The sequence below is a fragment of the Heliorestis convoluta genome (genome assembly GCF_009649955.1).
GTDB classification, from domain to species: domain Bacteria; phylum Bacillota; class Desulfitobacteriia; order Heliobacteriales; family Heliobacteriaceae; genus Heliorestis; species Heliorestis convoluta.
Genome location: NZ_CP045875.1, coordinates 2,934,301 through 2,948,011, shown reverse-complemented (window position 1 = coordinate 2,948,011; position 13,711 = coordinate 2,934,301). Strand labels below are relative to the sequence as shown.

Annotated in this window: 12 protein-coding genes; 11 read left to right on the top strand and 1 reads right to left on the bottom strand. The window is 43.1% G+C overall.

All coding sequences use genetic code 11. The features are described from left to right. The first annotated feature begins 115 nt into the window (after positions 1–115). The 11 genes from truA to FTV88_RS13985 all read left to right on the top strand — a co-directional run bounded on the left by truA (position 116) and on the right by FTV88_RS13985 (position 12,121). Positions 116–889, top strand: coding sequence for a tRNA pseudouridine(38-40) synthase TruA (gene truA / locus FTV88_RS14035; protein WP_153726189.1), 774 nt, complete (start codon positions 116–118; stop codon positions 887–889). A 134-nt stretch (positions 890–1,023) separates the two neighbouring features. Further along, positions 1,024–1,458: a 50S ribosomal protein L13 gene (gene rplM, locus FTV88_RS14030; protein ID WP_153726188.1), complete on the top strand. Its 435-nt coding sequence runs from the start codon at positions 1,024–1,026 to the stop codon at positions 1,456–1,458. A gap of 19 nt (positions 1,459–1,477) precedes the next feature. Continuing rightward, entirely contained in the window at positions 1,478–1,870 is a 393-nt protein-coding gene (rpsI, locus tag FTV88_RS14025; RefSeq protein WP_153726187.1) for a 30S ribosomal protein S9, read from the top strand. Positions 1,871–2,139: 269 nt separating this feature from the next. Further along, positions 2,140–4,182, top strand: a complete 2,043-nt coding sequence (locus FTV88_RS14020; protein WP_153726186.1) for a chemotaxis protein CheA — start codon at positions 2,140–2,142, stop codon at positions 4,180–4,182. A 32-nt stretch (positions 4,183–4,214) separates the two neighbouring features. Beyond that, the gene (locus FTV88_RS14015) at positions 4,215–4,544 is read left to right on the top strand and encodes an STAS domain-containing protein (RefSeq protein WP_153726185.1); all 330 of its coding nucleotides are present in this window, start codon (positions 4,215–4,217) and stop codon (positions 4,542–4,544) included. 45 nt (positions 4,545–4,589) lie between these two features. Continuing rightward, positions 4,590–6,176, top strand: coding sequence for a methyl-accepting chemotaxis protein (locus FTV88_RS14010; protein ID WP_153726184.1), 1,587 nt, complete (start codon positions 4,590–4,592; stop codon positions 6,174–6,176). Positions 6,177–6,292: 116 nt separating this feature from the next. Further along, positions 6,293–7,879, top strand: a complete 1,587-nt coding sequence (locus FTV88_RS14005; protein WP_162008069.1) for a methyl-accepting chemotaxis protein — start codon at positions 6,293–6,295, stop codon at positions 7,877–7,879. A gap of 336 nt (positions 7,880–8,215) precedes the next feature. Then, positions 8,216–8,500 (top strand): co-chaperone GroES, encoded by a 285-nt coding sequence (groES, locus tag FTV88_RS14000; RefSeq protein ID WP_153726182.1) that lies wholly within the window; start codon positions 8,216–8,218, stop codon positions 8,498–8,500. Between the two features lie 25 nt (positions 8,501–8,525). Further along, positions 8,526–10,160, top strand: a complete 1,635-nt coding sequence (groL, locus tag FTV88_RS13995) for a chaperonin GroEL (RefSeq protein ID WP_153726181.1) — start codon at positions 8,526–8,528, stop codon at positions 10,158–10,160. Between the two features lie 104 nt (positions 10,161–10,264). After that, the gene (locus tag FTV88_RS13990) at positions 10,265–11,023 is read left to right on the top strand and encodes an N-acetylmuramoyl-L-alanine amidase (protein WP_153726180.1); all 759 of its coding nucleotides are present in this window, start codon (positions 10,265–10,267) and stop codon (positions 11,021–11,023) included. 87 nt (positions 11,024–11,110) lie between these two features. Then, positions 11,111–12,121 carry an S-layer homology domain-containing protein gene (locus FTV88_RS13985; protein WP_153726179.1) on the top strand — a complete coding sequence of 337 codons (1,011 nt, stop codon included), beginning with the start codon at positions 11,111–11,113 and terminating at the stop codon, positions 12,119–12,121. An 88-nt stretch (positions 12,122–12,209) separates the two neighbouring features. Here FTV88_RS13985 and FTV88_RS13980 read toward each other — a convergent pair whose 3' ends face one another. Then, entirely contained in the window at positions 12,210–13,616 is a 1,407-nt protein-coding gene (locus FTV88_RS13980; protein WP_153726178.1) for a hypothetical protein, read from the bottom strand. Between the last annotated feature and the right edge of the window lie 95 nt (positions 13,617–13,711).

Here is a 13,711-nt window from a genome sequence, read left to right as displayed (position 1 = left end):
CGTCAGGTCAGGAGCAGAGCCCTTTCTATGGGTGCCGTTTCCTGGCTTTCCTTTTGTCAAACCCTACAAGTCCTTTGCTTTCGTTTATCCTGACCCTCCGATGGAGATATCATACATGAACAAACGTCGAGTTTCTTTTATCGTAGCTTATGACGGGACTCATTATCATGGCTTTCAGACACAAGACAACCCTGCTTTGCCGACCATCCAAGATGAGCTCCATCAAGCCATTAAAACACTAACAGGTGAAGAAACAAAAATTACTTGTGCAGGACGTACGGATGCTGGTGTCCATGCTCGGGGACAAGTTATAGACTTTGCAACTACATCAAAAATACCGGATGAGAAATTTCATCTAGCTATGAACGCTCTGCTGCCAAAAGATATTGCTGTTCTCAAAGCAGAAACCGTCTCCGCTGATTTTCATTCACGCTTTCAAGCTCTAGGTAAACAATATCGTTATAGCATCTATAATCATGCCATTCCGTCGCCTTTTCATCGTCAGTATAGCTATCAAGTCTTTCCTGCCTTAGATCTAGAAGCTATGAGCGAAGGGGCCCAGGCTTTTGTGGGCACCTATGACTTTTCTGCTTTTTGTGCAGCAGGATCTTCCGTCAAGGATTTTGTACGCACCATATGGCACTGTGAACTTACGAAGACAGAAGAAGGCCTTATTCATCTTGATATCGTTGGTAACGGCTTTCTCTATAATATGGTCCGTATCATAGCAGGTACATTGATTGATGTAGGCAAAGGGAAGATAGATCCTACTCAGATAAAAGAAATCATTCAAAGGAAAGAGCGAAGTCGAGCTGGCACAACAGCACCACCACAAGGATTATGTTTACTAAAAGTTTGGTACAATGAGCTTGACTTTCCTTTTAAATAGTCATAAAATATTGTGGTGAGCTTTTTCAGAGCGCTTACTAGCCCCAAGTTCTCTGGAGCTTTATATATTTTGTTTTTATGTTGATACACCCGGCACAGTGGGTGGACAACAAAGACTCCCAAGGAGGGAATAGAATGAGCACCTTCATGGCGAAGACCAATGAAGTTGAACGAAAATGGTACGTCATTGATGCGGCTGGAAAGCCTCTTGGACGAGTCGCATCCGAAGCCGCTCGACTGTTACGCGGCAAGCATAAGACTATCTTTACACCCCACGTTGACACGGGTGACCATGTCATTGTTATCAATGCAGAACAAGCTGTCTTAACAGGGAAAAAGTTAAGCCAGAAAATGTACTATCATCACTCACGCTATCCAGGCGGCATGAAGCTAGTTAGCTATGGTACATTGATGCAGAATCGTCCAGAACGAGCTATGGAAAAGGCTATCAAAGGCATGTTGCCAAAGAATCGTCTGGGCGCACAAATGTATCGCAAGTTAAAAGTGTATAAAGGCGGAGAGCATCCCCATGAGGCTCAAAAGCCAGAAGTTTGGAACTTCGGTGAGTAGGGAAGGGAGGTCGTAGACAGTGGCTCAAGTACAATATCTTGGAACAGGTCGCCGGAAAAAGTCGGTTGCTCGTGTTCGACTCGTACCTGGTGATGGCAAGTTCCTAGTAAACAATCGTTCTTTAACAGAATACTTCGGTAAGAAGACTTTAGAAATGATCGTGAGTCAACCTCTCGATCTGACGAAGACAGAAGGTCGCTTTGATGTTCTGTGTAACGTCCATGGCGGTGGCACAACAGGTCAAGCGGGCGCCATTCGTTTGGGCATTGCCAGAGCATTGTTGAAAGCAGACAGTGGACTGCGCCCTGCCCTCAAAAGAGCAGGATTCTTAACGCGTGATCCACGCATGAAAGAAAGAAAAAAATACGGACTCAAAGCAGCTCGCCGTGCTCCTCAATTCTCCAAGCGCTAAAGAGAATTACATTGGAACTGGCAGCAACAAAGAGAAACCCATGGTTATTATGGGTTTCTCTTTTTTATTAAAGCAATCTTACAAACTATGAAGAAAGTACCACTCTAAATATAAACAATCTATATAAAAGCGAAGAGGAAAAAGATTGTTCCATGGAGAACAATACTTAAGTATCCTAGTAAAGACTCTACGATAGAGTTAAAGAGTGCTTATGTGTAGATAAAAATGAATGAAGGCATCCATCTTTTTTGAAAGGAGGCGTAAAGGCTATGGACAAAAGCTTTATGGATGAATATCTTGATTTATTCTACTCTGAAGCGAAAGAACAACTTGAGTTGATGTCAAGAGATTTGCTAGCCATTGAATCAGGAACATCTGATGAAGAGACAATTCATCAAATGTTTCGGGCAGCCCATTCGTTAAAAGGAGCCAGTGCTTCTGTTGGCTTTCAAGTTGTAGCGAACATTACCCATAACATTGAAGATTTATTGGGAAAAGTTCGTGATGGTCAGCTTGCTCTTGACGCTAGAGGCATTGATGCTATATTTGGCGCCCTTGATTTTATCCAGGCGATTCTTTTTCAATCGCAAGAAGTTGATTCCGAAAAAGCAGAAGCTCTCGTGAAACAACTGGAAGAAGCTTGTGTTGATCCAAGGCTGACAGGTACAAAAGAAGTAAAAAAGGGCAATTCGGAAGAAGAACTGAATAAGATTCGGGAAAAATATGCTTTTTCGCCTACAGCGAGAGAGATTGAAGTAATCTTTCAAAGTGACTGTATGATGAAGGCGGTTCGAGCTTTTTTAATCCTGAATAACTTAAGTGAATTTGGTGAGGTTTTAGAAAGCTATCCTTCTCAGGACGAGCTGGAAATGTGTGAACAGAATATTAGTAGTTTTCACGTCTTCTTTGACTGGCAGAAAGGGACCGTAGAAGAAATCTACAGAGTTATCAACGTAACTGATATAAAAGATATTGTTATGAAAGCATTGTCTGATCAAGAACACAGCGAGACGAAGACAGAAAATCTTGAGGAATCGCCCATATCGGCGCCCTTGGCTGTGGAACGATCCGAAAAAGCAGTTACAAGAACCGTAGAAAAAAGCAGCGAAAAAGGTACAGAATTAATTAAAGTAGAAGCTTCTAGACTTGATCATTTGATGAATTTAATCGGTGAACTGTTGATCAGTCAGACCCGTTTTGCTCGCATCCATGAGAGTTATCTAGAACAACATGGTAATAGCAACTTGGGAACGGATATGTCCGAAGAAACGCATCACTTAGCCAGACTGACCAGTCAGCTACAAGACGGATTGATGAAAACACGCATGGTCCCGATTGGAACGGTATTCAATCGCTTTCCCAGGTTGGTCCGTGATTTAGCTAGAAAAGTTCATAAAAAGATTAACCTCGTAGTAGAAGGGCAGGACACAGAGCTTGATAAGTCCATGGTTGACTTAATTGGCGAACCGCTAATGCATCTTTTACGAAATGCCCTCGATCACGGCATTGAGTCACCAGAAGAAAGAATAAAAAAGGGTAAGCCACCAGAAGGAACGATTATCTTATCAGCCAGTCATGAAGGAAGTCGGATCTTAATCAAAGTAGCCGATGATGGCAATGGTATCGACGAAACAAAAGTACTAGAGAAAGCAAAGCGCTTGAACTTAGTGGAAGAAGGACAAGAACTCTCTAAGCAAGAGATCTACCAACTCCTTTTCTCAGCAGGATTAAGCACAGCCCAAAAAGTTACTGATGTATCAGGTCGAGGCGTCGGGATGGACGTGGTAAAGAGAAATATTATGTCTCTCAATGGCATGATAGACGTGCAATCAGAAAAAGACCAAGGCAGTACTTTTACCATTCAATTGCCAATTACGCTTGCTATTATTCAAGGACTTCTTGTTTCAGCAGAAGGAGAAAAATTCATCGTTCCTCTTGATAATGTCTTAGAAAGTTTTCAGCTAAAAGATCATGAAATCGATTCTATTGGTGGCAAAGAAGTATTTACCGTCCGTGGCAACATTGTTCCCATTAAGACTATAAAAGAAGTATTGAAGATAGAAGAACAGGCTGATAAGCCAAAAAGAAAATACAGGTCTATCGTAATGGTCGGTTTAGCAGAGCAAAGATTGGGTCTTGAAGTAGATGAATTGCTCGGTCAGAGAGAAATCGTTATCAAATCAGTGAATGCACCCTGGCTAAAAATGGATCTATTTGCAGGGGCAACTATACTGGGTGATGGTCGAGTATCCTTAATTATCAATATATCCACTTTATTTGCCCATTGCTTAGCACAAAGAAGTAGTGAATAAAAAGGGGGAGGACAGCTTTGCTGGACTTCGAAATGAAAGAAAAAGAAGGTATAACGGTACTTCGTTTTTATGGCAGCATTGGAGCAGCGAATGCACAAAAATTAAAATTGGCCTTTCAAAAGTTGCCGGAAGAAAATGATAGGTTGATTATAAATCTTGGTGTTAGCTTCATTACCAGTGAGGCTATTGGATACCTTATTCAAATCTATAAAAAATATAAAGAAAAGAAAGGTGACATAGTTCTTTGTAATATTTCCGATAACGTTCGTACCGTATTAGAGATGATAAGGCTTCACAAAGTAATTACTATTGTAGAGAACGAAGAAAAAGCAGTCGCTTATTTTTACCAGGAAAGCAAATAGCATATATCCCAAAAGAACCAAAGCAATTAGAAAGGAAGTGATTTCATGAAGCGATTTTTAAAAATTAAAGTAGGTAGCCGTATCTTGCTTGTAATTCTTTTTTCTACAATTGTCTTGATATCGATTGGTATCTTCGGAATGTATAATCTACAAGTTCTAAATGAAGAAATTGATATCATGTATGAAGAAAGTCTGCACCCAACACGTTATTTAGGAGAAGTTAAAGCGAACTTACAAGCCTATCGAGTTACCATTTACAATCATTACTTAGCCACTACGGTAGAAGAGAAAGACATCTGGAGACAAAGGGGTCAAAATTATCTTACAGAATTAGGGGCGAACTTAGCGCTTTATAAAGAAAGCAACTTAGAGGCTGAAGAGCAAAGATTGCTTAATGACATAGAAGCAGCTCTTCGAGAATATACGCCCATTGTTGATAGAAGTATACAAGAAAGCTTAAATGGCAACGTGCAAGGGGCGACGCAAATAGCAGGTCAAGCCCGTAATATAGCCTTAACACTGGATGAGAGCTTGGAAAACCTAATTCTACTACAAGTGCGCCTGGCCGGAGAAGCAAAAGCGCATACCGATACACTATACAATTCTACTCGGAATACAATGATACTGATTATTGCTGCAGGTGCTCTTATATCCTTTGGATTGGGGTACTACGTTTCACGTACTATCGCACGCCCCTTAGAAGATCTTGAAAAAATAGCAACTAAAATTTCAAAAGGCGATCTAACGGAAAATGCACAACATACCGAAGGTGATGACGAATTATCTTCACTATCCCGCTCTATCCATGTTATGGTCATCAATTTACGACAGTTTGTCAAAAAAGTTCAAGAAGGTGCCGAAGCCGTAGCTGCTTCTAGTCAACAGCTTTCTGCATCATCAGAACAAATGGCCAGTGGATCGCAAGCACAGGCTGAAGAAGCACAAAGCATCTCTACGATGATGACCGATATGGCTGGAGCAGCCAATCAAGTAGCCCAATCCGCACAGAAAGCAGCCCTTGCTTCCGATAGCACGACTGCTTCAACGGTAGAAGGCGCCTCCATCATAGATAAAACGGTGTCCGGAATGGATAATGTGTCGAATAACGTTATGAACTTAGGACGAAGCTCGGAAAAAATCGGAGAAATTGTAGAAATGATTGATGACATTGCCTCCCAGACCAACTTACTGGCTTTGAATGCAGCCATTGAAGCAGCCCGTGCTGGTGATGCAGGAAAAGGTTTTGCCGTTGTCGCTGACGAAGTACGCAAGCTCGCAGAGCGTTCTGGTATGGCAACGAAAGAAATCGCCACACTGATTAAAGGAATTCAAGCAGATACGGATAAAGCAGTAGACGCTGTGAAGTCAGGGAGAGAATATACACAGAAAGCTGGTGAAGCTTTTAACACCATTCAAGATCAAGTGAGGCAAACAGCAGGAGAGGTGAATGAAATCGCTGCTGCTGCAGAAGAGCAAGCTGCAACTTCTGATCAAGCAACCAAAGCTGTTCAGAGTGTAGCTGCCATTGCCGAAGAAACGTCGGCCGGAGTAGAAGAAATGGCTGGAGCGATTCAGTCCATGTCCCATCTGGCTACAGAATTACAAGAAGCAGCAACGAAATACAAAGTATAATTAAATCAAAATAAGTCTTCTTTGGTAGCTTTTTAATAAGCATAAATCGAAAAGTATAGCGATTTATGCTTATTTTTTCAAACAACCATAGGAAGGTAAAAAAAGGGGTGCTAACGATGCGCTGGATTCGCAATATGAGGATTGCTCAAAAATTGTTGTTTTTAATATTATTAGCAGCAATCTCATTAGCAGCCATAGGCTATACTGGTTATTACTATATGACCCAGATGAATAACAGTGCCCAAGAGATGTACTTTGATCGTCTTGTGCCTGTTAAAGAACTTAATGAAGCACTTACGTCATTAAAAACGATTGAACTAGAGATGGAACAGCTTTTTGATGCACAGGGATCGATGGAAAGCCAGGCAATTGTTCAAACCATTGAGCAAGAAAAGGAGCAAATACATCAAATCATTAGAAGTTTTGAACAAACCTTTTTACTGGCCTATGAAAGTGAGCGCATACCAAGATTGAAAGATGCGCTGGCTACATACCAAAGAGAAGAAGAAAGAATTATCACAATGGCCCTTCGAGGTCAACAAGAGGAAGCACAGCGTTACTATGATGAAGTAGCAACGCCACATATTGAGCGGGCCAATGTAGTACTACAAGAATTAGCCGCTTTTAATGCATCGGTAGCAGAAGAACTTCAAGTAACATCGGCCCAGGCTTTCGAAAGAGCTTTTCTAATCATAGTAGGAATTACAATCTTTGCAATTGTCTTTAGTGTCTTTTTAGGTCTCTATATCTCCAGAATAATTGTTCAACCAATTCAACAGTTGGAGACATTAATGGCTCAAGCAAAAAAAGGTGACTTAACAGGCAAGGGAATCCTTTTGTCTACCGATGAGACAGGAAGCCTAACCCAATCATTTAATCAAATGATGGAGCAATTACAAAATTTCGTTAGACAAGTTCAAGAAGGTTCTCAAACAGTGGCTGCAACAAGTCAACAGATCTCAGCTTCTGCAGAAGAAATGGCAGCCGGGGCACAATCACAAGCGGATCAAGTGCAGGCTTTGTCAACACTTTTATCAGAAATGGCCAATGCAGCCAACCAAATGGCACAATCATCAGAAAAAGCAGCCTTAGCATCTGAGCGAGCTAGCAATACAACACAAGAAGGCGGTACAACGATTCTAAAAACGATCGAAGGCATGGATGAGGTTGCATCTCATGTTACGAAGCTAGGAGAGAACTCAGAAAAGATTGGTGAAATTGTGGAAATGATTGACGATATTGCTTCTCAGACCAATCTTCTCGCACTCAATGCAGCCATTGAAGCAGCAAGAGCCGGTGACGCTGGAAAAGGTTTTGCTGTTGTAGCCGAAGAGGTACGTAAATTGGCAGAACGTTCTAGTGGAGCAACCAAAGAAATTGCTTTGTTAATTAAAAATATCCAGTCTATTACGGAGAAAGCAGTACAGTCAGCTGGTGATGGACGAATGTTAGTACAACAAGCTGGAGAAGCTTTTGAAGAGATACAAACTCAAGTGACCGAGACAAATCGTGAAGTCACAGAAATTGCCGCCGCTGCCGAGGAACAAGCAGCATTATCGGAGGAATCATCTAATGCTGTCCAGAGCGTAGCCGCTATAACGGAAGAAACATCGGCAGCAGCCGAGGAAACAGCGGGCGCCACGGAAGCTTCGGCCAACCAAGCAATGGAACTACAAGAAGCAGCGAAGAAGTTCACGATATAAAGACCGTTCGCCTTTTCCCATACTTTTTCATTAGGAAAGCGTAAACGAATTAAAACGTTTACGCTTTCCTTTTCTATAATTTAACAACTTCCTGTTTGTTACAATTTTTTCTTGTTTCCTCAAAAAAAATTTCACGGAGGTGTATATTGGTAAAAAAAGAGGGAAATATTTATTTTCGGGAGCTAATTTCGCCATATAGGCGGAGAAGGAGTTTGCATCCTTGGTAAGCGCTCCCTATTATAATAACTGTGTGTTAGCACTCGCCTAACCTGAGTGCTAACAATAAAAATGCAAACTCTATAATAAACATATTCTGTAAGGAGGGTTCCTTTCCGTATGAACATCAAGCCTCTCGCTGATCGTGTTGTCGTGAAGCCTTTAGAAGCAGAAGAAAAAACGGCAAGCGGCATCATTATGCCTGACACAGCCAAAGAAAAGCCTCAGCAAGGAGAAATCGTTGCCGTTGGTGCAGGTCGTCTGCTTGAAAACGGTGAAAGAGCTGCCATAGAAGTTGCTGTAGGCGACCGTGTTATTTACAGCAAATACTCTGGTACAGAAGTAAAGTTGGAAGGTACAGAGTATCTAATCCTCAACGAGCGGGACATTCTGGCTGTACTGTAAAATCAGAAGGAGGTAATTATTACTCATGGCTAAAATGACTGTTTTTAATGAAGAAGCACGTCGTGGTCTGGAAAGAGGCGTTAACACACTGGCTGAAGCAGTTCGTGTAACCCTCGGCCCCAAAGGTCGCAACGTTGTATTAGAGAAAAAATTTGGCTCTCCTTTGATCACCAACGATGGTGTTACGATTGCGAAAGAAATTGAACTAGACGATCCAATTGAGAACATGGGTGCTCAATTGGTCAAGGAAGTTGCTACTAAAACGAACGATGTAGCAGGTGACGGTACAACAACAGCTACAATCTTAGCCCAAGCAATCATCCGTGAAGGTATGAAAAACGTAGCTGCTGGTGCCAACCCCATGGTTCTAAAGCGCGGAATTCAAAAAGCTGTTGAGCGCTGCGTTGATGAGATTAAAGAAATTGCCAAGCCCATCGAGAGCAAAGAAGCGATCGCACAAGTTGCTTCCATCTCTGCTGCTGATGCCAACATCGGAAGCTTGATCGCAGAAGCAATGGAAAAAGTAGGAAAAGACGGTGTAATCACTGTAGAAGAGTCCAAAGGCTTTACCACTGACCTAGAAGTGGTAGAAGGCATGAACTTTGACCGCGGTTACATCTCCCCCTACATGGTAACAGACACTGACAAGATGGAAGCTGTTCTCAACGAACCTTACATCTTGATCACGGATAAAAAAATCTCTGCCATCAAAGACATCCTGCCTGTTCTTGAGCGTATCGTTCAAAGCGGCAAGCAACTGATGATCATCGCTGAAGATGTAGAAGGCGAAGCGCTTGCTACACTGGTTGTGAACAAACTTCGTGGCACCTTCACTTGCGTTGGCGTGAAAGCACCTGGCTTTGGCGACCGTCGTAAAGCCATGCTCGAAGATATCGCCATTCTCACCGGTGGTCAAGTGATCACTGAAGAAGTGGGCCTCAAGCTGGAAAATGCGACTGTTGAAATGCTAGGCCGTGCTCGTCAAGTTCGCATCACCAAAGAAGAGACCATTCTTGTAGACGGTGCCGGTGCTCAAGAAAGCATCAAAGCACGCATCGCCCAGATTCGCAAACAATATGAAGATTCCACTTCTGAGTTTGACAAAGAGAAGCTCCAAGAGCGTCTGGCTAAGCTAGCTGGTGGCGTTGCTGTCATTCAAGTCGGTGCTGCTACAGAAACAGAACTGAAAGAGAAAAAGCTGCGCATCGAAGATGCTTTAAATGCAACTCGTGCTGCTGTTGAAGAAGGCATTGTACCTGGTGGTGGTACAGCCCTGCTAAACATCCAAAAAGCATTAGAAAATGTTGATGTTGCTGCTGGCGACGAAGCTACAGGTGTTGCTATCATTAAGAGAGCACTCGAAGAGCCTATCCGTCAAATCGCCAACAACGCAGGTCTAGAAGGCTCTGTCATTGTTGAAAAAGTGAAGAACTTGAGTGCAGGCCAAGGTTTCAACGCTGCTACAGAAACCTATGAAGATATGTTTGCTGCTGGTATCGTTGACCCAGCCAAAGTAACTCGCTCTGCTCTACAAAACGCAGCTTCAATTGCTTCTATGCTATTGACAACAGAAGCCATTGTTGCTGATAAGCCTGAGAAGAAAGATGCTCCTGCAATGCCTCCAGGCATGGGTGGCATGGGCGGTATGGATATGATGTAGCCAGTGGCTACAGCGAAAAAGCGTCGAACTGTAAAAGTTCGGCGCTTTTTTGTTTTGCCGCTTTTCCCCGGCGCATAAATTTTTGGGAGAGGGGAGGCGTGCGCATGTCTGTTATATTGATCATTGGGCGAGTTAAAAGGCTTCTTATGATAGCAGTGACCACTTTTATTGTTTTTGCCATCTTTTTTGGTTCTTATCAGTGGTACCATCGTGGCAATGAACAAGCTATAGAAGCAATCAGTGAAGCTGTTAAAGGAAAAGTAGTGGTCCTTGATGCAGGTCACGGTGGGCAAGACGGTGGGGCAAAAGGCAAGCAAGGTACTTTAGAAAAAGATATTAACTTACAAGTTGCAAAAAGAGTGGCACAATATCTAGAAGAATACGGTGTTACCGTTGTCATGACACGAGAAGACGATAACAATCTTGTTACAGGACGATGGAGTCAAAGAGCAGAATTGACGAAGCGCGTAGAAAAAGCAAGAGCGGCCAATGCAGACGCTTATATATCAATTCACTGCAACAGCTTTCCTTCACCAAGATGGTCAGGCCATCAAACTTTTTACCAACCTGGATCAGAAGAGGGCAGAAGATTGGCCCTACATATCCAGAATGAATTAACACGAAGAATTGGAAACAAAGACAAACGGCAAGCCAAAGCAGAAGATTACTTTGTGTTACGAACATCCCACTGTCCAGCTGTAATGACAGAGATTGGATTTTTATCCAATCCTGCAGAAGAAGCGCTTCTAGGAACAGAAAATCATCAAAAACAGATAGCCTTAGGAATTACGGCAGGTATTCTTCGTTTTCTAGAAGGAAAGGCAGCGCCAGAGAAAAAGACTTTTTTCATGGAAAGACCATAATAGTAGAGAAAAAGTAAAGGATTCCCTATAGATTTGGTAGCGTTGATTCTGGTAGGATATTAGTATATTAGGTCGAGGGGTGTCAAAATGGCAAAAAGTAAAACCTGGTTATGGCTTGTCCTCTGCCTTTTTTTCTTCCTTCCGGGACAAGCTATGGCACAAAGCAGTGTTGGATTCTCTGATCATAAGGGTCACTGGGCAGAGAACACGATTCAAGAATTTGTGGATATGGACATTACACAAGGCTATCCGGACGGTACTTTTCGACCGAATGGACTCATTACGAGAGCTGAGTTTTTAACTCTTGTTGTTAAAACCTTTGACCTACCTATAGGAAACTCTGCCGTAACTTTTCCTGATGTTCAATCTAGCGATTGGTTTTACGCTGTTGCAGGTGCAGCGAAAGCAGCAGGCATTGTACAAGGTGATGAAAGAGGCAACTTTTCTCCACACAGACCTGTAAGCCGAGCTGAAATGGTAACAATGGTACGTCGAGCAGCTGGTGAAAGCCTCGTTCTATCAGGGCAGAGACGATCTTTTCCCGATGTTCCTGTAGGATCGTGGATGGAAGAGCCGATTGTCCATGCTGTACAAGCGGGCCTTGTAAGTGGTTATCAGGACGGTCTATTTTATCCCCAGCAACAAGCAACACGAGCAGAAGCAGCAACTGTACTCATTAAAACCCTTGATAACCTAGAAAGCCCTCATTTCTTATCCGATCAAAAGGAGCTACTCGATGTTGTTTTTGCTTTTGAAAATGCTGGAATTGAAGAAATAAACCGTCAAGACTATTCTTTGCTTCAGTCAGTAAGGCATACTGTAGGTCTTGCTCGTCAGACCACACTCTTTCAAGGACAAGAGCTTAAGAAACAGGCAGAATCTACCCAGGCAAGGTTCTTGATTGACCCTATTAAGCAAGAAGCAAAAGTACTTGAACAAAGCACTCTGACAGCAAAAGTACTATACAGCTATAGCTATGGTATAACGCTACAAGGGCCAGGATTTGAAGAAAGTGGTACCATTACGGAAGAAGTTTACTACTATTTACGAAAACAAAACGGTGACTGGAAGATTTACAAAATGGAAGAATCATCGTAAATAAGAAAAAAAGCGTGATAAGCAATCACGCTTTTTTCGACTTTTTCTACCTATATAATTGAGAAAAAAGGAGGGTAATGGCCCCTCCTTACATAATTAATATAGCCACAATGGTGGTTACAAAAAGACCGGCACCAACACAAGCAAAGTTTCGCCTCACCAACTCGATGGGACTGACACCCGCAATCCCTGCATCAGCGACAACACCGAAGGCCCAAGCCGTTAAGGTACCACCACCAGTCCAGATGGCAGCAACTTGTCCCAAAGCAGCGAGCGTAGCTACATCGACGCCAGCAGGACCGCCTAAGGCGTTAGCGAGAGAACCGACAAGAGGTAAGCCTGAGAAACCAGATCCATCTAAGCCTGTCATAATGCCAATAAGAACTATACCAAAAGCAAGTGGTATTGTACCCAGGGGCAAGACGTTGGCTAGAGCCGTACCAAGGTCAAACATAAAACCGGGAGCACCTTCTCCTAAAATAGCAGGTGCAAGACCTGGTGCACCTAAGAAGAAGAAGCCAGCAATCGGAATAACAGCGGCAAAGATTTTGATCGAAAAGAGGAACCCTTCCCGCAAGAACCCGACGACTTTTTCAAGTGCCGCACTGCCGTGACCACCTAAGCTAGCTGCGAGAAGGAAGAAAGCAGCTGTACCACCTAACAATGAGGTGGCGCCTCCACCCTTGATATCAGGAATATCGGGGTTTAAGTTTGAACGAATCATCACGATGATGATCAAAAAGAAAATAGCTGGAACGGCGGCAGCAAAAAACTTTGATACGCCTGTTGGTTTTGGTGCTTCTGCTGCTGCTTTTAGCAACTCGTTTTTCTTCGCTTCATCGGGACTCGCTTCCAACTCATTGCGTCTGCGAAGTGTGAAGTAAGCAACTGTAAGAGCGATCAAACCAGTAATAAGAGCAAAGAACCAAGCAATCGTAAATATTTGGGCTACGTCTACGTCAGCTGCTCTTGCCGTAATGGCTGGTGCACCTTGTAAGACAACGTCACCAGAAAGAGCCATACCATGACCTGCTAAGTTCAAAGCCATTGCAGCTGCCATGGGCGCTAGTCCAGCGCTGATGGCAACAGGAATCAAGATGGTACCTACAAGCGCAACGGCAGGTGTCGGCCAGAAGAAAGTTGCAGCAATGTACATAACGCTAGCTAGTGTTATGAAGGCAACAGTTGGTTTTTTCATAAACCGCTTCGCAGGAGCGACCATTAGAACATCGGAGCCGATACTTTGAAGGGCCTTCAACATAGAGACCATGAGCGCGATTACGAGCATGATGTCAAAAAGCTCTGTACCAGCTGTTTCTAGGGCTCGGAAGACAGTCTGGGCTGCGCCCACTAACTGAAACTCTGCAAAAACCCAACCAATGAGAAAGATACCGACGATACAAGGAAGCACAACATCACGACGCAGGATCATGGAACCGATAACCCAAAGTACAACGAGTAGATAGATCCAATGTAAAATCGTCAACTCTGGCATTTACAAAAACCCTTCCTTTTATTGGATTTTTCAATGCTTCGGGAAGCGTAAGGGCGATTGTTTCACCTCCATCGTTTTTTACTCGAGTTTATTAT